At 69.3% G+C, this 18284-nt stretch carries 18 protein-coding genes and 1 tRNA gene; 16 read left to right on the forward strand and 3 right to left on the reverse strand.

All coding sequences use genetic code 11. The features are described 5' to 3' along the window. Positions 1 to 10 precede the first annotated feature (10 nt). Entirely contained in the window at positions 11 to 1105 is a 1095-nt protein-coding gene (locus tag ACLIME_RS03245) for a fatty acid desaturase family protein (protein WP_085510601.1), read from the forward strand. A gap of 10 nt (positions 1106 to 1115) precedes the next feature. Here ACLIME_RS03245 and ACLIME_RS03250 read toward each other — a convergent pair whose 3' ends face one another. Next, entirely contained in the window at positions 1116 to 1754 is a 639-nt protein-coding gene (locus ACLIME_RS03250; RefSeq protein ID WP_124769078.1) for an MBL fold metallo-hydrolase, read from the reverse strand. An 83-nt stretch (positions 1755 to 1837) separates the two neighbouring features. Here ACLIME_RS03250 and ACLIME_RS03255 point away from each other — a divergent pair, with 83 nt between their 5' ends. From ACLIME_RS03255 to ACLIME_RS03305, 11 genes are all read left to right on the forward strand, one after another. Continuing rightward, positions 1838 to 2740, forward strand: a complete 903-nt coding sequence (locus tag ACLIME_RS03255) for a diacylglycerol/lipid kinase family protein (RefSeq protein WP_411558183.1) — start codon at positions 1838 to 1840, stop codon at positions 2738 to 2740. Positions 2741 to 2848: 108 nt separating this feature from the next. After that, a tRNA-Glu gene (locus ACLIME_RS03260) sits at positions 2849 to 2921 on the forward strand. Positions 2922 to 3085: 164 nt separating this feature from the next. After that, positions 3086 to 4141, forward strand: coding sequence for a trypsin-like serine peptidase (locus tag ACLIME_RS03265; protein ID WP_411558184.1), 1056 nt, complete (start codon positions 3086 to 3088; stop codon positions 4139 to 4141). Continuing rightward, the gene (locus tag ACLIME_RS03270; RefSeq protein ID WP_079705632.1) at positions 4138 to 5064 is read left to right on the forward strand and encodes a hypothetical protein; all 927 of its coding nucleotides are present in this window, start codon (positions 4138 to 4140) and stop codon (positions 5062 to 5064) included. The genes ACLIME_RS03265 and ACLIME_RS03270 overlap by 4 nt, the downstream gene beginning before the upstream one ends. After that, positions 5061 to 6182 carry a DUF4333 domain-containing protein gene (locus ACLIME_RS03275; protein ID WP_411558185.1) on the forward strand — a complete coding sequence of 374 codons (1122 nt, stop codon included), beginning with the start codon at positions 5061 to 5063 and terminating at the stop codon, positions 6180 to 6182. Before ACLIME_RS03270 ends, ACLIME_RS03275 begins: the two co-directional genes overlap by 4 nt. A gap of 191 nt (positions 6183 to 6373) precedes the next feature. Then, complete coding sequence (gene leuC, locus ACLIME_RS03280; protein WP_079705635.1) at positions 6374 to 7870, forward strand: 3-isopropylmalate dehydratase large subunit; 1497 nt, start codon at positions 6374 to 6376, stop codon at positions 7868 to 7870. Next, positions 7870 to 8466 (forward strand): 3-isopropylmalate dehydratase small subunit, encoded by a 597-nt coding sequence (leuD, locus tag ACLIME_RS03285; RefSeq protein ID WP_411558186.1) that lies wholly within the window; start codon positions 7870 to 7872, stop codon positions 8464 to 8466. Before leuC ends, leuD begins: the two co-directional genes overlap by 1 nt. A gap of 19 nt (positions 8467 to 8485) precedes the next feature. Next, positions 8486 to 9856, forward strand: coding sequence for a UDP-N-acetylglucosamine 1-carboxyvinyltransferase (gene murA / locus ACLIME_RS03290; protein ID WP_064296294.1), 1371 nt, complete (start codon positions 8486 to 8488; stop codon positions 9854 to 9856). A 6-nt stretch (positions 9857 to 9862) separates the two neighbouring features. Then, on the forward strand, positions 9863 to 10603 hold the full coding sequence (locus ACLIME_RS03295; protein ID WP_086473580.1) for a lysophospholipid acyltransferase family protein: 741 nt from the start codon (positions 9863 to 9865) through the stop codon (positions 10601 to 10603). 37 nt (positions 10604 to 10640) lie between these two features. Next, positions 10641 to 11732 carry an NAD(P)H-dependent glycerol-3-phosphate dehydrogenase gene (locus tag ACLIME_RS03300; protein WP_229938610.1) on the forward strand — a complete coding sequence of 364 codons (1092 nt, stop codon included), beginning with the start codon at positions 10641 to 10643 and terminating at the stop codon, positions 11730 to 11732. Continuing rightward, the gene (locus tag ACLIME_RS03305) at positions 11635 to 12726 is read left to right on the forward strand and encodes a D-alanine--D-alanine ligase family protein (RefSeq protein WP_192005136.1); all 1092 of its coding nucleotides are present in this window, start codon (positions 11635 to 11637) and stop codon (positions 12724 to 12726) included. Before ACLIME_RS03300 ends, ACLIME_RS03305 begins: the two co-directional genes overlap by 98 nt. A gap of 20 nt (positions 12727 to 12746) precedes the next feature. On the opposite strand, the gene ACLIME_RS03310 is transcribed toward ACLIME_RS03305, so the two are convergent. Next, positions 12747 to 13238: a DUF3515 family protein gene (locus tag ACLIME_RS03310; protein ID WP_411558187.1), complete on the reverse strand. Its 492-nt coding sequence runs from the start codon at positions 13236 to 13238 to the stop codon at positions 12747 to 12749. A 25-nt stretch (positions 13239 to 13263) separates the two neighbouring features. Between ACLIME_RS03310 and thiL the strand changes: the two genes are divergently transcribed. Next, positions 13264 to 14280, forward strand: coding sequence for a thiamine-phosphate kinase (gene thiL / locus ACLIME_RS03315; RefSeq protein ID WP_411558188.1), 1017 nt, complete (start codon positions 13264 to 13266; stop codon positions 14278 to 14280). 64 nt (positions 14281 to 14344) lie between these two features. Here thiL and ACLIME_RS03320 read toward each other — a convergent pair whose 3' ends face one another. After that, positions 14345 to 14917 carry an RsmD family RNA methyltransferase gene (locus tag ACLIME_RS03320; RefSeq protein ID WP_137241887.1) on the reverse strand — a complete coding sequence of 191 codons (573 nt, stop codon included), beginning with the start codon at positions 14915 to 14917 and terminating at the stop codon, positions 14345 to 14347. 71 nt (positions 14918 to 14988) lie between these two features. Here ACLIME_RS03320 and ACLIME_RS03325 point away from each other — a divergent pair, with 71 nt between their 5' ends. The 3 genes from ACLIME_RS03325 to ACLIME_RS03335 all read left to right on the forward strand — a co-directional run bounded on the left by ACLIME_RS03325 (position 14989) and on the right by ACLIME_RS03335 (position 18283). Then, entirely contained in the window at positions 14989 to 17157 is a 2169-nt protein-coding gene (locus ACLIME_RS03325) for an ATP-dependent DNA helicase RecG (RefSeq protein ID WP_411558189.1), read from the forward strand. Positions 17158 to 17176: 19 nt separating this feature from the next. Further along, the gene (gene coaD, locus ACLIME_RS03330; protein WP_064296302.1) at positions 17177 to 17659 is read left to right on the forward strand and encodes a pantetheine-phosphate adenylyltransferase; all 483 of its coding nucleotides are present in this window, start codon (positions 17177 to 17179) and stop codon (positions 17657 to 17659) included. A 111-nt stretch (positions 17660 to 17770) separates the two neighbouring features. Further along, positions 17771 to 18283 carry a YceD family protein gene (locus ACLIME_RS03335; protein ID WP_079706272.1) on the forward strand — a complete coding sequence of 171 codons (513 nt, stop codon included), beginning with the start codon at positions 17771 to 17773 and terminating at the stop codon, positions 18281 to 18283. Position 18284 lies beyond the last annotated feature (1 nt).

Genomic DNA, 18284 nt, shown 5'->3' on the forward strand with positions numbered 1-18284 from the left:
CGGAGTGCCCATGTCAACTGAAGCCATCCTCGGCCCGGTTCGTGCCACGAGCCCCCGCAAGCCCGGCGCTGCGAACGTCACCAGCTCCTACTCGTCGCTGTTGAAGACGGTCCGCGAAGCGGGACTCCTCCGCCGCCACCGCACGTTCTACATCCTCACGTTCTCGTTCCTCGTGATCGCGCTCCTCGGCTGCGTCACCGGGTTCGTCCTGCTCCGCGAGTCCTGGTTCCAGCTGCTCATCGCCGGCGCGCTCGGCATCATCCTCACCCAGTTCGCCTTCCTCGCCCACGAGGCCTCGCACCGCCAGGTCTTCGAGTCGGGCCGCGCGAACGACCGCGCCGGCCGGTTCCTCGCGGCGGGCATCGTCGGCATCAGCTACTCGTGGTGGATGACGAAGCACACCCGCCACCACGCGAACCCGAACCAGGTCACCAAGGACCCCGACATCGAGATCGACACGATCTCCTTCATCGAGGAGGACGCTGCCAAGGCCAAGGGCCTGCAGGCCCTCATCACCCGCAAGCAGGGCTACCTCTTCTTCCCCCTCCTCATGCTGGAGGGCATCAACCTCCACGCGCTGTCCTTCAAGACCCTCTTCGGTCCGGGCAAGGTCGACGGCCGCGCCGCCGAGATCAGCATGATCGTCGCCCGCGTCGGTCTGTACCTGGCCGCGATCTTCCTCTTCCTGCCCGTCGGCATGGCGTTCGCGTTCCTCGGCGTCCAGCTCGCGGTCTTCGGCGTCTACATGGGTGCGTCCTTCGCGCCGAACCACAAGGGCATGCCGATCATCCCGGCCGACATGAAGCTCGACTTCCTCCGCAAGCAGGTGCTGACCTCGCGCAACGTCCGCGGCTTCGGCATGGCCACCTTCATGGGCGGCCTGAACTACCAGATCGAGCACCACCTGTTCCCGAGCATGCCTCGCCCGGCTCTGGCTCGTGCTCGCGTCATCGTCCGGGAGCACTGTGAGACCCAGCAGGTGCCGTACACCGAGACGACCCTGCTGCAGTCCTACGCCATCGTCATCGAGTACCTCAACCGGGTCGGCCTCTCGGCCCGCGACCCGTTCGACTGCCCGGCGGCGGCGAACTTCCGCCGCCGGTAGTCGACCGGTCTCAGACCTCGAGCGTGTCGAGCGGGGCGAGCGGGTAGTAGGTCCCGCCGCCCTGTTCGGTCGCCCACTGCAGGCGGTCGTGCGACATGCTCTGTCCCGGCCCCGAGAGCACCATCTCGTGCGTCCCGAACGCGCGCTTCGGCGCGACGGCGGTGACGAAGTCCATGCCCTCGGAGATCTTCATCCACGGTGCACCCGCCGGGGCGGCCAGGACGTCGACCTCGACGCCCTCGGGGACGGCGAAGGAATCGCCGGGGTAGTACACGAGGTCGTTGATGAGGACGCCCACGTTGTCGATCACCGGGATCGACGAATGGATGACCGCGTGGGTCCCGCCGAAGAAGCGGAGCGTGAAGGGCCCCGCTTCGACCACGTCTCCCGGGGCGACGACGGTGATGTCGTACCCGTCCGCGGCGGCGGCCACACCGGCCGGTCCGTAGAGGACGGCCTCCGGGCTCGCGGCGAGGATGCGGTCGAGGTGCTCCGCGGTCCAGTGGTCGGGGTGCAGGTGCGTGATCAGGACCGCCGCGGTGTGCTCCACATCGGCGATCGGGGACGTGAACGCGCCCGGGTCGACGATCAGCTTGGCGCCGTCCGTCTCGAGGAGGAACGCTGCATGTTCGAACTTCGTGAGTCTCATAGGACGAGTGAATACCGTGGGAGCGCCGGGGGCAACCCGGTCGTCCGGGTATCCACCCGCCGTGGGCCTGTCAGAATCGGCAGGTGACCACGCAGCCCCGACGCATCGGCGTCGCCATCAACCCGACCGCGTCGTTCGGCTCGACCCGAGCCGTGGGCCCGATGGTGCTCGACGCCCTCGAGCAAGCCGGGCATCGCGCCGTCCGCCTGCAGGAGCAGACCGTCGGACAGCTCCGGAGCGCGGTGCAGACTGCGATCGAGGCTGGGTTGGACGCGCTCGTCGTCGTCGGTGGCGACGGCATGGTGAGTCTGGCCGTCGAGGCGGTACGTGACTCGGGCCTGCCGTTCGGTGTGGTCCCGTCCGGTACAGGCAACGACATCGCCAGGGGACTCGGGATCCCGCTGGGGGATCCCACAGCCGCGATCGCGTCCCTGCTCCGTGCGCTCGAGGGCGAGCCGCGCGTGATCGACGCCGGCACGGTGACCGACGGCGAGCGGACGACCTGGTTCGTCGGTGCGGTGTCCGCAGGCTTCGACGCCCTCGTCAACGAACGGGCGAACCGCATGCGACGGCCGCGCGGGCGCAGTCGGTACACGATCGCGATCCTCCGTGAGCTCCTCGCCCTCCGCGCGCGTCGATACGAGCTGACCGTGGACGGGGCGCCGGAGACGGTCGACGCCGTCCTCCTCGCCGTCGCGAACAACACCTCGATCGGTGGCGGCATGCTCATCGCGCCACAGGCGGACCTTGCCGACGGCCGATTCGACCTCTTCGTCGTCGCACCCGTGTCACGGTTCCGGTTCCTCCGGCTGTTCCCCAAGGTCTTCTCGGGTGCCCACACGGATCTCGACATCGTGCGACTGTCGCGGGTCCGTTCGGTCTCGATCGCCGCGGACGGCGTCACGGCCTATGCCGACGGGGAGCGTATCGGTCCGCTGCCGGTCACGATCGATGTGGTCCCCGGTGCACTCCGCGTGCTCGCCTGAGCCTGTCCGGCCGACCGTGACCACCGCGCGACACGCCCGTCGGATGCCGCTGGTGGCCTCGATTTGTACGGCTCGAAATCGTATGGCATACTCATATCCGTTGCTTACGGCCCCATCGTTTAGCGGCCTAGGACACCGCCCTCTCACGGCGGCAGCACGGGTTCAAATCCCGTTGGGGTCACAACACCGAACGAAGCCTCGCTTTCCTGAGTCATCAGGGAGCGGGGCTTCGTTCATTTGGCGGCTCGAGCATGCCCCGGGATGTCCACGCAGGCCCTGCGGGATGCGCGGAAGGCAGGGCCCGCACCGATCTCGCCGAGTGCCGCTGCGTGCTAGCTTGGCCGGGTGACCGTGAAGCAGAAGCGCCGCGCTCCGGCGACAGCCGCAGTCCTGATCCTCGCCGCCCTGCTGGCGGGGTGCTCCATCCCGGTGACCGGGGAGCCCGTAGCCGGGGGCGCGGGCCCCGTCGTCGACGTCGCCGGTGGCACCGACGACACGCTGCGCAAGGACTTCGACGCGAGTCCCCAGGAGGTCAACGACTACTGGACCGACGACAAGTTCGGGGGAGCGACGGCACCGGACCTGAAGCCGGGGCAGGACACGCTCACGGGCGACCAGGCCACCGGCGTGGTCGTGCACCCGAGTACCGGTGTCGGTCCCGACGTCGATGTCAAGGCGATCGCCCCGACAGCGGCCGGCGACCCGTACCCGGCGACCGGACTGGCGGCGGCCACGCAGGGACGTCTCTACTTCTCCATCGGCGGCGCCACCTACGTCTGTTCCGCGAGCGTCGTGAACGCACCGACCATGGACCTCGTCCTGACGGCGGGCCACTGCGTCTGGGACACGTACGGCAAACAGCTCGCCGAGAACATCATCTTCATCCCGGCCGACGCGGCCAACGGCCAGACCCAGCCCTACGGGCAGTGGGCCGGGGTCAGCACCTACGTCCCCGACGAGTTCACGAGTGAGGCGACCTCGGACGCCAGCGGTGCGACGAGCGGCAACGGTTGGGCCTACGACTTCGCCTTCATCCGACTCGCCCCGAACGCTGCAGGCCAGAAGATCCAGGAGGTGACCGGCGGTCAGGGCATCTCCTTCGGTACACCACCTGAGGGAATCACCGTGATCGGTTACCCGTCGGCCGCCCCGTTCGACGGACAGTCGCAGCGCTACTGCGCGAGCCAGGCCGCCACCAAGGGTTATGCCGGCTACCGGGTCGACTGCCTCATGACCCCGGGTTGCTCGGGCGGTGGCTGGCTCACCCGGCTGGATCCCGCCACCGGCGCCGGGTACGTCACCTCGGTCACCTCGCGCGGCGACGGTTCCTGGCTCGAGGGCCCCGTCCTCGGACAGCGGGCGCTCACCCTGTACAACGACGCTCTGGCGGAGGGGTCATGACCGCCAGCACGAGCATGACGCGACGCCGTCGGCGGATCGGTGTCCTGGCTCTGGCCGGGAGCGCCGCGCTCGCCTTGAGCGCCTGCACGACGCCCGGATCGGCGTTCCCCGACGCCGCCGCCCAGCAGGGCTACATGCAGGATCTCGCCGAGGCGAGGTTCGAGCTGCTGTCGGCCCAGATCGGCCAGGCGCCGGACGTGATCGGGTCGGCATACGTCCACGCCGTCTCGGGCGACCTCGAGTCGCACGAGAACGACTCGGTGGTCCTCTTCGGCGACCCGACCTCGTCGTTCAGCCAGGACAAGGGCTCGGCTGACGGCGACACCGTCGACATCTACCATCTGCCGGGTGCCGCATACGACCTCCTCCTGCTCGGCGGGGAACTCAAGGAGCTCGCACCGACGGAGTGGGTGGCCGTCCAGACCCAGTACGTCGCCGAGGAGGATGCGGAGGGCTCACTCGGACCCGCCTGCGTCTACCCGGGCATCTCCATCGCCTGCGACATCTACACCGCGGTCGAAGCCACGCGGAGCTCCAAGGAAGGCGTCCTCAGCAGTGTCGTCGTCTCGATGCGGAACGACGGCTCCTCGCAGATCTCGACGAGCGCCAGCCTCGAGAGCGTGTTGGCCGTCGGGACGCTCTTCGACCTCCCGGACGACCTCGTCTCGTCGTTCAGTGAGGACGACCTCGCGACCCTCCTGCCGGTGACGATCTTCCAGAACGCCGAGGGCGGCCTCGTGAAGATGGAGTTGAGCGGGACGGTCGAGAGCGAGACCAAGCTGCAACTGCAGGCCGGCTTCGAGGTGTCGGGCACGTCGACGCTCGAAGACTTGCCGACGGAACCATCAGGATTCGACGTGACTGCGATCCCGGCGGCCGATCAGGCCGCGTTCTGGGATCGGATCGAGGAGTTGAGGAAATGACCGACGACCAGAAACCCGAGGACCTCGGAAAGCCCCCGGTCGGCGGCCCCCTGCGCCCCGACCAGCAGCCGCCGGGATTCCCCGACCCGAACGCACCCCGCCTGGAGTTCGGACCGGGAAGCCCGCAGCGTCAGACGCCGCCGCAGAACGGTGCACCCCAGAACGGCGCGCCGCAGGGTCAGAACGGACCGCCGCAGGGCGTCCCGTCGCAGAACGGCCCGTCTCAGCCGCCCGCGCCTGGTCAGACCGGGGGAGGGCCCCGTCCGCAGGGAGGCGCCCCAGGGCAGCAGCCCAACGGTCCTGCGCCGCAACCTCCCGCCCAGTCCGGAGCGCCGTTCGCCGGCGCGCCCGGTGGGCAGCCGTGGGTGCAGCAGCAGCGGCCCTCGAACGCAGCTCCGAACCAGCAGCCGCAGCAGCAGGGGCGGCCAGGCGGTCCGGACGGGTTCCGGCCCCCGACATCGAACGGTCAGCCCGGTCACGCGTCCGGGGGTCCTCAGCAGGGTCGGGCCCCCAGCCAGGCTCCACATGGACGTCCACTCGGCGCGCCGCAGAGTCAGCCTCAGAGCCAGCCTCAGGGGCCGCAGGGTCAGCCGCCCTACGGTCAGGCACGCCCCACCGGGTCTCAGCCCTTCGGTCCGGGACAGGCGCAGCACCCGAACGGCCCGTTCCAGCCAGGTCCACAGCAGCAGGGATCGCAGTCCGGTCCACAGCAGACCGGTCCGTTCCGTCCCGGCCCCGAGTACGGCGTCGCGGGCCAGCAGCCTGCTGCGAGCCGCAAACCCGCCCGGAAGCCGCTCGGGCGCAAGCTCTGGATCGGCGTGCTCATCGGTGCGGTCGCCGCATCACTCATCGCCGTCCCGCTCACCCTCCTCTCGGTCGGTCGCCTGTTCACGCCGATGCTCGACCGCGGCTCGGTGCAGACCGGTGTGGCCGAGGTGCTCAAGCAGGACTTCGGGCTCGCAGACGTCGAGAAGGTCGAGTGCCCGAGTGATCAGCCGGCCACGACCGGGACACAGTTCGAGTGCACGTTCTCGTACAACGCGAAGAGCTACCCGGTGGCCGTCGAGGTCATCAACGACCAGGGGCAGTATCGGGTCGGGATCGACGCGCCGAAGTAGCACGGTGTCGGCACCGGCGTCCCCTCGAGCGACGACGGTGCCGACGGCTTCGCCACGGACCGGGTGGTACGCTGGGCGAATGTTGTCCGGGCTGCTCCTCCTTCCCAGCCGCGACGAGGCCTAGTTCCAGGCTCCCTCGTCGCGGAGGTCGCTGACGCCTGACCACTCATCGTTTGAAGGAATTCCACGACATGTCGCAGCTGAACGCCGATCCGTCCGTCCCGAGCATTCCCGAGCACCCGCGCACGCTCGCCGAGAAGGTCTGGGACGACCACCTCGTCGTCAAGGGTGAGGACGGCACGCCCGACCTCATCTACATCGACCTGCACCTCGTCCACGAGGTGACGAGCCCGCAGGCCTTCGACGGTCTGCGCCTGGCCGACCGGCCGCTGCGTCGCGTCGACCTCACGATCGCGACCGAGGACCACAACACCCCGACGCTCGCGATCGACAAGCCGATCGCCGACCTCACAAGCCGCACACAGATCGAGACCCTCCGTCGCAACGCCGCGGAGTTCGGGGTGCGGATCCACTCCCTCGGCGACCTCGACCAGGGGATCGTCCACGTCGTCGGGCCGCAGCTCGGCCTCACGATGCCCGGGATCACGGTCGTCTGCGGCGACTCGCACACCTCGACCCACGGCGCCTTCGGGGCCATGGCCTTCGGTATCGGCACCAGCGAGGTCGAGCACGTCATGGCCACGCAGACGCTGCCGTTGAAGCCGTTCAAGACCATGGCGATCACCGTCGAAGGCACGCTGCGGCCGGGCGTGACCGCCAAGGACATCATCCTCGCCGTCATCGCGAAGATCGGCACCGGCGGCGGGCAGGGCTACGTCCTCGAATACCGCGGCTCGGCGATCCGTGCGCTCTCCATGGAGGGCCGCATGACGATCTGCAACATGTCGATCGAGGCCGGGGCCCGGGCCGGCATGGTCGCCCCGGACCAGATCACCTACGACTACCTGCAGGGCCGACCGCACGCTCCGACCGGAGCCGACTGGGACGAAGCCGTCGCCTACTGGGACACCCTCGCGACCGATGAAGGCGCCGCCTTCGACGCCGAGGTCTTCCTCGACGCCGACACGCTGGAACCCTTCGTCACCTGGGGCACCAACCCGGGCCAGGGCGTCTCGCTCAGCGAGAACGTGCCCGACCCCGCCGCCATCGCCGACCCGAACGAGCGGTCCGCCGCCGAGCGCGCCCTGGAGTACATGGCGCTCGAAGCCGGCACCCCGATGAAGGAGATCCCGGTGGACGCGGTCTTCATGGGCTCTTGTACGAACAGCCGCATCGAAGACCTGCGGGCGTTCGCATCCGTCATCGAGGGCCGCACGAAGGCCGAGGGTGTGCGGGTCATGGTCGTCCCGGGTTCCGCCCGGGTTCGGATCGAGGCTGAGGCCGAGGGGCTCGACAAGATCATCACCGACTTCGGTGCGGAGTGGCGGTTCGCCGGATGCTCCATGTGCCTCGGGATGAACCCCGATCAGCTCGCTCCGGGCGAGCGCTGCGCCTCGACGTCGAACCGCAACTTCGAGGGTCGCCAGGGCAAGGGCGGCCGCACGCACCTCGTCTCGCCGCTCGTCGCCGCGGCGACCGCCATCCGCGGAACACTCTCCAGCCCTGCCGATCTCGAGGTCGAGCCCGGCAGACACGCCGCCACCGAGCAGGAAGGCGTGCACGCCTGATGGACAAGTTCACGACCGTCACCGGCGTCGCCGCTCCGATGCAGCGTTCCAACGTCGACACCGACCAGATCATCCCCGCCGTCTACCTGAAGCGGGTCACGAAGACCGGCTTCGAGGACGCGCTCTTCGCGGGGTGGCGTCAGGACCCCGATTTCGTCCTGAACCAGCCCGTCTACCAGGGTGCCAGCATCCTCGTCGCGGGGCACGACTTCGGCACCGGCTCGTCGCGTGAGCACGCCGTGTGGGCCTTGCGCGACTTCGGGTTCAAGGTCGTCGTGTCGTCCCGCTTCGGCGACATCTTCCGCGGGAACTCCGGGAAGCAGGGTCTCCTCGCCGCCCAGGTCAGCGAGGAGGAGCTCGAGCAGCTCTGGGCTGCGATCGAGACCGCTCCCGGGTCCGATTCCGTCGTCGACCTCATCGCCCGCACCATCACGGTCGGCGATCTCACGGTTTCGTTCCAGGTCGACGATTACACTCGGTGGCGGCTCATCGAAGGACTCGATGACATCGGGCTGACGCTCCGTAGCGAAGAGCAGATCACCGCGTTCGAGGCCCGGCGGCCGAACTGGCTGCCCCGCACCATTCCCGTCAAGTAGCAAGGCAGTAGGTACCGGTTTGAATTCACTCGTCCAGGCGTCACAGGCGGCAGGCTCGTCGGTCGGACTCGATGTCGACCGCATCACGATCAACGGCGGTATCCCGCTCAGAGGCCGCATCGAGGTCAAGGGTGCCAAGAACCTCGTGACCAAGGCGATGGTCGCGTCGCTGCTCGGCGAGAACGTCAGCGTCCTGCGCAACGTGCCGAACATCAGCGACGTCCGGGTCGTCCGTTCCCTGCTCGAGATCCACGGCGTGGACGTGACGGAGGGCGAGAACCCGAACGAGCTCCGCCTCGACCCGACCAACGTCGAGTCCGCCCACATGGAGGAGATCGACGCACACGCCGGCTTCTCCCGGATCCCGATCCTGTTCTGCGGGCCGCTGCTCCACCGCCTCGGGGCGGCGTTCATCCCCGACCTCGGAGGCTGCCGCATCGGCGACCGCCCCATCGACTTCCACCTCGACGCGCTCCGCAAGTTCGGCGCGGTCGTGGAGAAGCTCCCGCAGGGCATCCGTCTCTCGGCCCCGAACGGTCTGCACGGGACGACGGTGCACCTTCCGTACCCGAGCGTCGGCGCCACGGAGCAGGTCCTGCTCACGGCGGTCCGTGCCAAGGGCACCACGGAGCTCAAGGGTGCGGCGATCGAGCCGGAGATCATGGATCTCATCGCCGTCCTCCAGAAGATGGGCGCGATCATCTCCTACGAGCCCAACCGCGTGATCCTCATCGAGGGCGTGGACAAGCTCGAGGGGTACGACCACACGGCCATCGGCGACCGCAACGAGGCAGCGAGCTGGGCGTCGGCCGCGCTCGCGACCGACGGCGACGTCTTCGTCGGCGGCGCGAAGCAGCAGGACATGATGACGTTCCTCAACATCTTCCGCAAGGCCGGTGGCGGGTTCGACATCACCGACGACGGCATCCGGTTCTACCGCAAGGAGGAGCTGAAGCCCGTGGTCATCGAGACCGACGTGCACCCCGGCTTCATGACGGACTGGCAGCAGCCCCTCATCGTCGCGCTGACGCAGGCGACGGGCGAGTCGATCGTCCACGAGACCGTCTACGAGAACCGGTTCGGTTTCACGGACGCGCTCAACACCATGGGCGCGAACATCGTCGTGCACCCCAACGGGCTGTCGGGTACGCCTCGTCGCGTGCCGCGGCGCAACCTCGAGCAGGCCGCCGTGATCAACGGCCCGACGCCGTTGCACGGTGCCGACATCGAGGTCCCCGACCTCCGCGGTGGCTTCAGCCACCTCATCGCGGCGCTCACCGCCGAGGGCAAGTCGACGGTCAGCAACGTCGGCATCATCAGCCGTGGGTACGAGAACTTCATCGTGAAGCTCCAGCAGCTCGGTGCTGACTTCGTCCTCGAAACGAAGTAGTCCGCCGTGGGGGTGGAACGGTCGAGGCCGTCGATCTACTGGTTGCTGTCGTCGATCGCGATCCCGCCGTTCAGTGCTCTCGTCAAGCTCCGCGTCCGGCACGGCGAACGCCTGCCGCAGGAGGGGCCGTTCATCCTGTCGCCCAACCACGACAGCGAGTTCGACCCGCTGATCATGGGCGTGGCCGTCTGGCGGCTCGGGCGACAGCCCCGCTTCATGGCGAAGGGCAGTCTGTTCACGGTCCCGGTGGTCGGGTGGTTGTTGCGGAAGTCCGGACAGATCCCCGTCGAGCGCGAGGGTTCAGCCCGCGGGATGGACCCGGTCAGCGCTGCAGCACACCTGACCGAACGCGGTCAGGGCGTCGTCGTATACCCCGAGGGTTCACTCACCCGCGACCCGGGCCTGTGGCCGATGCGCGGGCGAACCGGCGCGGTCCGGATCGCACTCACGCACGGCCTGCCGATCATCCCCGCCGCGCACTGGGGCACGCAGGAGGTCATGCCGCGGTACGGCAAACTGCGGGTGTTCCCGTTGCGGAAGCGCGTCGAGGTCGCCATCGGCGAGCCGGTGGACCTCTCGGCCTTCGCCGGGCGGCAGCTAGACTCGAAGACGCTGAACGAGGCGACCGAGGTCGTCATGCAGGCCATCACCGCCCTCTGCGAGGAACTCCGCGGTGCTCAAGCTCCCACGGAGCGTTGGGATCCCTCGAAACACCAGCAGAAGGAGACAGGCCGCTTTGAGTCCTAGGAACGTTCCGCAACCACCGGCCGCCACGAGGGTCGCCGTGCTCGGAGCGGGCAGCTGGGGCACGACGTTCGGCAAGATCCTCGCGGACGGTGGCTCCGACGTGGTCATGTGGGCCAGACGGCCCGAGCTCGCTCGCGAGATCACCGAAGCCAAGCGCAACAGTGACTACCTGCCCGGGATCAACCTGCCGATGCGGATGACGGCGACCGCGAGCATGGTCGACGCCGTGCGCGGTGCCTCGGTCGTGTTCCTGTCCGTCCCGAGCCAGTCCCTGCGCGACAACCTCATCGCGCTCCGCCCGCACCTCGAGGACGGCACCATCGTCGTCTCGCTCATGAAGGGCGTCGAGCGTCGCAGCGGATCCCGGATGAGCGAGGTCATCCGCGAGACCCTCGACATCGACCCGTCACGCATCGCCGTCGCCTCCGGCCCCAACCTCGCGCTCGAGATCGCCCGCGAGCAGCCGACGGCCGCCGTGATCTCCTCCGAGAGCCTCGAGACGGCGCAGACGGTCGCGCTCCTCGCGCGCAACCGGTACTTCCGCAGCTTCGTGAACACCGACGTCATCGGTACCGAGTTCGGTGGTGTGCTCAAGAACCTCATCGCCGTCGCGATCGGCATCGTCGACGGTGTCGGCTACGGCGAGAACACGAAGGCCTCCATCATCACTCGCGGGCTGGTCGAGATGACCGACTTCGCGGTGGCCCATGGCGCGCAGCCGGAGACCCTCTCAGGCCTGGCCGGGCTCGGCGACCTCATCGCGACGTGCCAGTCGCCGCTGTCCCGGAACAACACGGCGGGGCGTCTGCTCGGCCAGGGGTATCAGTTCGACGACGTCGTCAAACAGATGCAGCAGACCGCGGAGGGGCTCGCGTCCGTTGCACCGGTGCTCGAGCTGGCCAAGGCGAAGGGGGTCGCGATGCCCATCGTCGAACAGGTCAAGCAGGTGCTCGACGGCACGCTCGACCCGAAGGACATCGCACCGCACCTCACGACCGACGACGACGAACCCCAGGGGGAGAGAAGCAACGATGACGCACAAGACCGGAGTGGTGGTGCTCTTTGGAGGCCGTTCAAGCGAGCACTCGATCAGCTGCGCAACGGCGGGCGGCGTCCTCGCCGCGATTGACCGCGAACGGTACGACGTCTACCCGGTCGGGATCGCCCACGACGGCTCGTACGTCCTCGAGGTCGACGACCCGAGCCGGTACGCGCTCGACCCCGCGCACTTGCCGGAGGTCGACCCCTCGCGGCCGGCCGTGCGCTGGCCTGAGCGCGTCGGCAGCCGTGAGCTGACCGTGGTCGGGGAGGACGGCGTCCCGTTCACCCTCGGTCCCATCGACATCGTCTTCCCGATCCTCCACGGTCGGTTCGGCGAGGACGGCACCGTGCAGGGCATGCTCGAGCTCGTCGACCTCCCGTACGTCGGCTCCGGCGTCCTCGCGTCCTCCCTCGGTATGGACAAGCACTTCACGAAGACGGTGCTCCAGGCCGCCGGGATCGCCGTCGCGCCGTGGGTGCGGTTCACCGCCCACGAGTGGGCCACAGCACCAGAGGAGGTGCTCGCATCGCTCGGATCGCTCGGGTCACCGGCGTTCGTGAAGCCGGCGCGAGCCGGTTCGAGCGTCGGCGTGTCGAAGGTGTCGACGCCGGACGCGTTCCGTGCAGCGATCGAACTGGCCCTCGCCGAGGACTCGACCGTGCTCGTCGAGACCGGTCTGGTGGGCCGAGAGGTCGAATGTGCGGTCCTCGAGTCCCTCCCCGGCGAGGCACCTCGTGTCTCGGTGGCCGGCGAGGTCGTCGTGACCGGACGCGACTTCTACGATTTCGAGGCGAAATACCTCGACGCACCCGGTATCGAGCTCGTCTGCCCCGCCGACCTTCGTCCCGAGCAGTTGTCGGAGATGCAGGACCTCTCGCGTCGGGCGTTCGAGGCGTTGGGCTGCGCGGGGCTCGCCCGGGTCGACTTCTTCCTGACCGCGGACGGCTTCGTCGTCAACGAGGTCAACACCATGCCGGGGTTCACCCCGATCTCGATGTTCCCGAGCTGCTGGTTGGCCTCGGGGCTCAGCTACCCCGAGCTCATCACCGAGCTGATCGAGGTCGCGCGCGCCCGCTCCTGAATGCAGCGGCGCCGGAACGGTCAGCCGTCGGTGGGGATCGGGAGCTCGGCGTAGCCGAGGGCGGTGCACTTCCCGGTGACGGGGAGCACGGACACGGCAGGCGCCAGATCGGCCAGGACGGTGCTGCTGGCGACGGCGTCGCCGTCGAGCACGATCTCGACCGCGGGCGTGCGCCCGAAGGTGGTGAACCGGTAGTTCGGCGCGTCGGCGTCGTCGATGATCCAGTCGACGCCGTTCACCGACTGGCACTGCTGCGTGGTCGGGCCGGGGATCGCGACGCCGCAGTGCAGGAGGACCGTCGCGGGATCGCCCCAGGCGCCCGTGGCCTGGGCGTCGGTCCCTCGCTCGGGAAGTTCGGCGACGACGTCGGGCAGACGCACCGTGACCTCAGCGCACTGCGGGTTGTTCGCATCGGCGGCGGGTTCGAGCGCGACGGCGGGGGCGCAGCCGGCGAGGGCCAGGGTTGCGGCTGCGGCGAGGGCGGTGGCGAGGAGCACACGAATCGGGGACATCGCCCACCAGGCTACCGTTGATCCCATGAACGAGTCTGGGAGCGCGTCCGACGATCACGGAACGGTCGGGCCCTGTGTCGGGGACCTCGCCGAGGGGGAGCTGCTCGAGCGCATCTTCCCTCGCCTGCCGCACGCCGACGCCGAACTCCTCGGGCCGGGCGACGATGCCGCGGTCGTGCGCGCGCCGGACGGTCGGTTCGTGGTCACGACGGACACGATGATCCACGGGCCGGACTTCCGGCTGGCGTGGTCGAGCGCTCACGATCTCGGGTGGAAGGCTGCGGCCAGCAACCTGGCGGACGTCGCGGCGATGGGGGCGCGTCCGACGGCGCTCGTCGTCGCACTCGCCATGCCCAAGCACCTGCCGGTCGCCGTGCTCGACGGGTTCGCCGACGGACTGCGCGACGCCTGTGCCGAGCTCGCGCCCGGCTGCGGTGTCGTCGGCGGCGATCTGGCCGTGTCCGACGTCTTCATGATCGCGGTGACGGCGTTCGGCGACCTGGAGGGTCGTGCCCCCGTCCGGCGTGACGGAGCGCGACCCGGCGACGTGGTCGCGGTCGCGGGGGAGTTGGGTTCGGCTGCGGCAGGTCTGCGACTCCTCTTCTCGCGTGGGGTCGACACCGACGGCGTGCCTTCGGCCGAGGCAGCGGCCGGCCTGCGACGCGATCACCGGGTCGAGGTGGAGGCACAACTCGCACCACGGCCACCGATCGCCGCCGGTGTCGTCGCCGCCGTCGCCGGTGCCACGGCGATGCTCGACCTGTCGGACGGGCTCGCGCTCGACGCCGGTCGCCTCGCGCGGGCGAGTGGGGTCGCGATCGACCTTCGGGCTGAGGACCTGGGTGCCGACGTGGCGCTCGCCCTCGCCGGCGGCGAGGACCACTCCCTCCTGGCGACGTTCCCGTCCGCCACCACGATCCCCGCCGGCTTCCGGGCCATCGGCGCGGCCCGGACCGGTGCCGGGGTCCTCGTCGACGGTGTGGCCTACGACGGTCGCGCCGGCTGGGACCCCTACCGCGACTGGGACGACGCGTCCGGTTGAGCGGTGTGGCCGGCCGCCGTGGCGCGAAGACCCTGCGGAGACGCGGTGACGGTGACGCGGTGGCTCAGACCGGCGTGATCCACCAGACGACGGTCTCGCCGTAGGTGCTCTTCCGCAAGACCTCGAGCGCTGGGGGAAGGGTCGGTTCGGGCGAGCGGGAGCTCCGCTCGACGAGCACGAGCCCGTCATCGGTGACCAGACCGACGAGCGCGGCGAGGTTGGCCGTGAGCTCCGCCTCGGGGAGGTCGTACGGGGGATCGATGAAGACGAGGTCGGACGGGACCGTCGCCCCGGACAGATAGGCGCCGACCGACTTGGCATGCACCGTGATGCGTGGTGCCGCAGCGCGAGGTGCTGCCGAGGTCACGATCCTCGCGTTGTCCCGACACAGCTTCGCGGCCTCAGACCCGCGGTCGACGAGGGTGACCACGGCGGCACCCCGGCTGGCGCATTCGAGCCCCAGCGACCCCGACCCTGCGTACAGGTCGAGCACTTCGGCTCCGGCGAGCACGTCGCGGGCCTCCAGCGCGGAGAAGAGCGCCTCGCGAACGCGATCGCTCGTCGGTCGGGTCCCGCTGCCCGGGACCCGGATCGTGCGTGATCCGGCGAAACCCGAGATGATCCTGATGCCGGCCATGGTCCCATCCTCGCAGGCTGCGCGAAGCCGAGCGAACCGCGGTGTCCGAGGTCCGGAATAGAATCGACGGCATGACGGGGATCGAGCTGGGCACGAAGCTCGGCGGTGTCCTCGGCGGACGGACCGCGACGGCACTCCAGAAGGCGTTCGGCGTCGAGACCGTCGGCGACCTCCTCGAGCACTACCCGCGTCGCTACGCGAAGCGCGGCGAGCTGACGGTCATCGGCCTGCTGCCGCTCGGCGAGGACGTGACGATCGTCGCCGACGTCCTCGAGGTCCGCGACCGCCAGATGAAGCAACGCAAGGGTTCCATCCTCGAGGTCGTCATCTCCGACGGTCAGGGTCGGCTCAACCTCACCTTCTTCAACCAGCCCTGGCGCGCGAACGAACTCCGGCCGGGACTCCGCGGCATCTTCGCAGGCAAGGTCGGCGACTACCGCGGCAGTTATCAGCTCGCCCACCCGCAGTACCAGATCTTCCCCGACGACGCTGAAGCCCCGGCGCTCGCCGACGCCCAGGCGAAGGCGTGGTCGGAGGCCCCCATCCCGATCTACCCGGCGACGAGCACGATCACGAGCTGGAACCTCAGACAATCCGTCGAGCTGGTTCTGGACGCCCTGCCGCCGCAGGAGGACCCCGTCCCGCGGTCGGTCCGGGCGGCGAGGGGTGAACTCTCCTTCGACGCCGCCATCCGTGCCGTCCACCGCCCGACGGTCGACCGCGACTGGCAGCGCGGTCGCCGCAGCCTGCGGTACCAGGAGGCGTACCTCCTCCAGACGGCCCTGCTCCAGCAGCGTGCGGCCACCCGTGCGCTGGCGGCCGAACCCCGCGTGCCGAAAGCCGGCGGCTACCTCGAGCGCCTCGATGCCGCGCTCCCGTTCGAGCTGACCGGCGACCAGCAGACGGTCGGCACGGAGATCGCGGCCGACCTCGCGCAGCCCAATCCGATGAACCGGCTCGTCCAGGGCGAGGTCGGCTCGGGCAAGACGCTCGTCGCCCTCCGGGCCATGGCGGCCGTTGCCGACAGCGGGGGACAGTCGGTGCTGCTGGCGCCCACCGAGGTCCTCGCGGCGCAGCATCTGCGGTCGATCGTCCGTTCGCTCGGCCCCGACCTCTCGGCCGAGCTCATGCCGACGCTGCTCACCGGCCAGCTGCCGACGTCCGATCGCAAACGGGCGCTGCTGCGGATCGTCGCCGGCCAGGCCCGGATCGTGATCGGGACGCACGCGCTGCTGGGTGACGCCGTGACCTTCGCCGATCTGGGGATGGTCGTCGTCGACGAACAGCACCGCTTCGGCGTGGAGCAGCGCGACCAGCTCCGTCAGAAGGGACGCACACCGCCGCATGTCCTCGTGCTGACCGCGACGCCGATCCCACGGACCGTGGCCATGACCGTCTTCGGCGACCTCGACGTCAGCATCATCAAGGAGCTGCCACGCGGGCGGCAGGGGATCGAGAGCTTCGTGGTCGCCCTGGCCGATCACCCGCGGTGGATCTCCCGCGTCTGGGAGCGCCTCGCCGAGGAACTCGAGCAGGGGCGGCAGGGGTTCGTCGTGTGCCCGGCGATCGACGCCAAGGAGGTCGAGCCCGGTGAGGAACTCGAGGAGGACGCCGACCCGGCGCGCCCGATCGCGTCCGTGCTCACCACGGTGGAGCAGCTGCGTACCCACCCACTGCTGGCGTCCCGACGCATCGACGTCCTCCACGGCCGGATGAGCGCGGAGGAGAAGGACCGGACGATGCGGGCCTTCGCGGCCGGTGAGATCGACGTGCTCGTGGCGACGACGGTCATCGAGGTGGGCGTCGACGTCCCCAACGCCTCGACGATGGTCGTGCTCGACGCGGAGCGTTTCGGGGTGTCGCAGCTCCACCAGCTCCGCGGACGCGTCGGTCGAGGCGGCGTCCCCGGGCTGTGTCTGCTCGTCACCGCGGCGGAGGCGGAGAGCACCGCACGCGAGCGCGTCGACGCGGTTGCCGCGACGCTCGACGGCTTCGACCTGGCGCAGGTCGACCTCGAGCTGCGGCGCGAGGGTGACGTCCTCGGCAGCATGCAGTCGGGCGGGCGGTCCTCGCTCAAACTGCTTCGGGTCGTGCACGACAGCGAGGTCATCATCGAGGCGCGGGCGGATGCCGCCGAGCTCCTCGGCACCGACCCCGACCTCGCCGATCACCCGGTGCTGGCCGAAGCGCTCCGCCGACGCCTCGACGAATCCGACCGCGCCGCGCTCGCCAAGAACTGAGCACCGATAGGCTGGCGGCATGAAGCGGATCGCCGTCGTCCCCGGATCGTTCGACCCAGTCACCCTCGGTCACCTGGATGTCATCGAGCGGGCGGCGCGCATCTTCGACGAACTGCACGTGCTGGTGGTGCACAACCCCGACAAGTCCGCGCTGCTGCCGATGCCGCAGCGGGTGTCCCTGCTCGAGCGCTCCATCGCGGACGGCGGGTTGCCTGACAACATCGTCGTCGCGCAGTGGAACGTCGGCCTGCTCGTCGACTACTGCACGGACGTCGGCGCGAGCGTGCTCGTGAAGGGCATCCGCTCGCAGGTCGACGTCGCGTACGAGACGCCCATGGCCATCATGAACCGCAGCCTCGCCGGCGTGGAGACGGTCTTCCTCCTGCCTGATCCCGCGCACGCGCACGTCTCCAGTTCACTCGTCCGGCAGGTGGCCGCGCTCGGTGGCGATGTCAGCCCGTACGTCCCGCAGGTGGTGGCGACCTTCCTCCAAGAGGGCTAGGGCGTCCTCCCGGTCGGGTTCGGCGTAGAATCGTCGATCGTGACTAGGAAGAGAACGAACAATTCGCCGTTCAGCGTCAATGTGCGCGATCTGGTGAACCGTCCCGGGGAGATGCGCGAGCACGACCTCGAGGTGGTGCTCGCCGAGCGCTGGGGCGAGGGTCTGGTCGCCGTCCAGGAGGGCACGACGCTTTCCGAGCAGGTGCGTCTCGAGTCCGTGCACGAGGGGATCCTCGTGACCGTCGACGTCGACGCACTGGCGACCGGCGAGTGCGGCCGTTGCCTCCGCGACATCGAACTGCCTGTCGAAGTCGAGATTCAGGAACTTTTCGCGTATCCTAATTCGGAAGCGTCTGACTTCGAGGTTCACGACGACCACGTGGATCTTGAACCTCTGGTCAGAGATGCGGTAGTTCTCGCATTACCGTTTCAGCCGGTGTGCCAGCCGGATTGCCCCGGACTCGACCCCGAGACCGGTGAGCGGCTGGCCGAACGTCCGGAACGACACCCTCACGACGTCGCAGATCCTCGCTGGTCTGCGCTCGCGGGCTTGTCCTCAGACTCCGTACTTGACACAGACGCCAGTAGCGCCCAGCGCGCCGCTGCAGACACAGAAGAGAGATAGA

It is taken from the genome of Plantibacter sp. MPB07 (genome assembly GCF_046619465.1).
GTDB classification, from domain to species: Bacteria; Actinomycetota; Actinomycetes; order Actinomycetales; family Microbacteriaceae; genus Plantibacter; species Plantibacter auratus.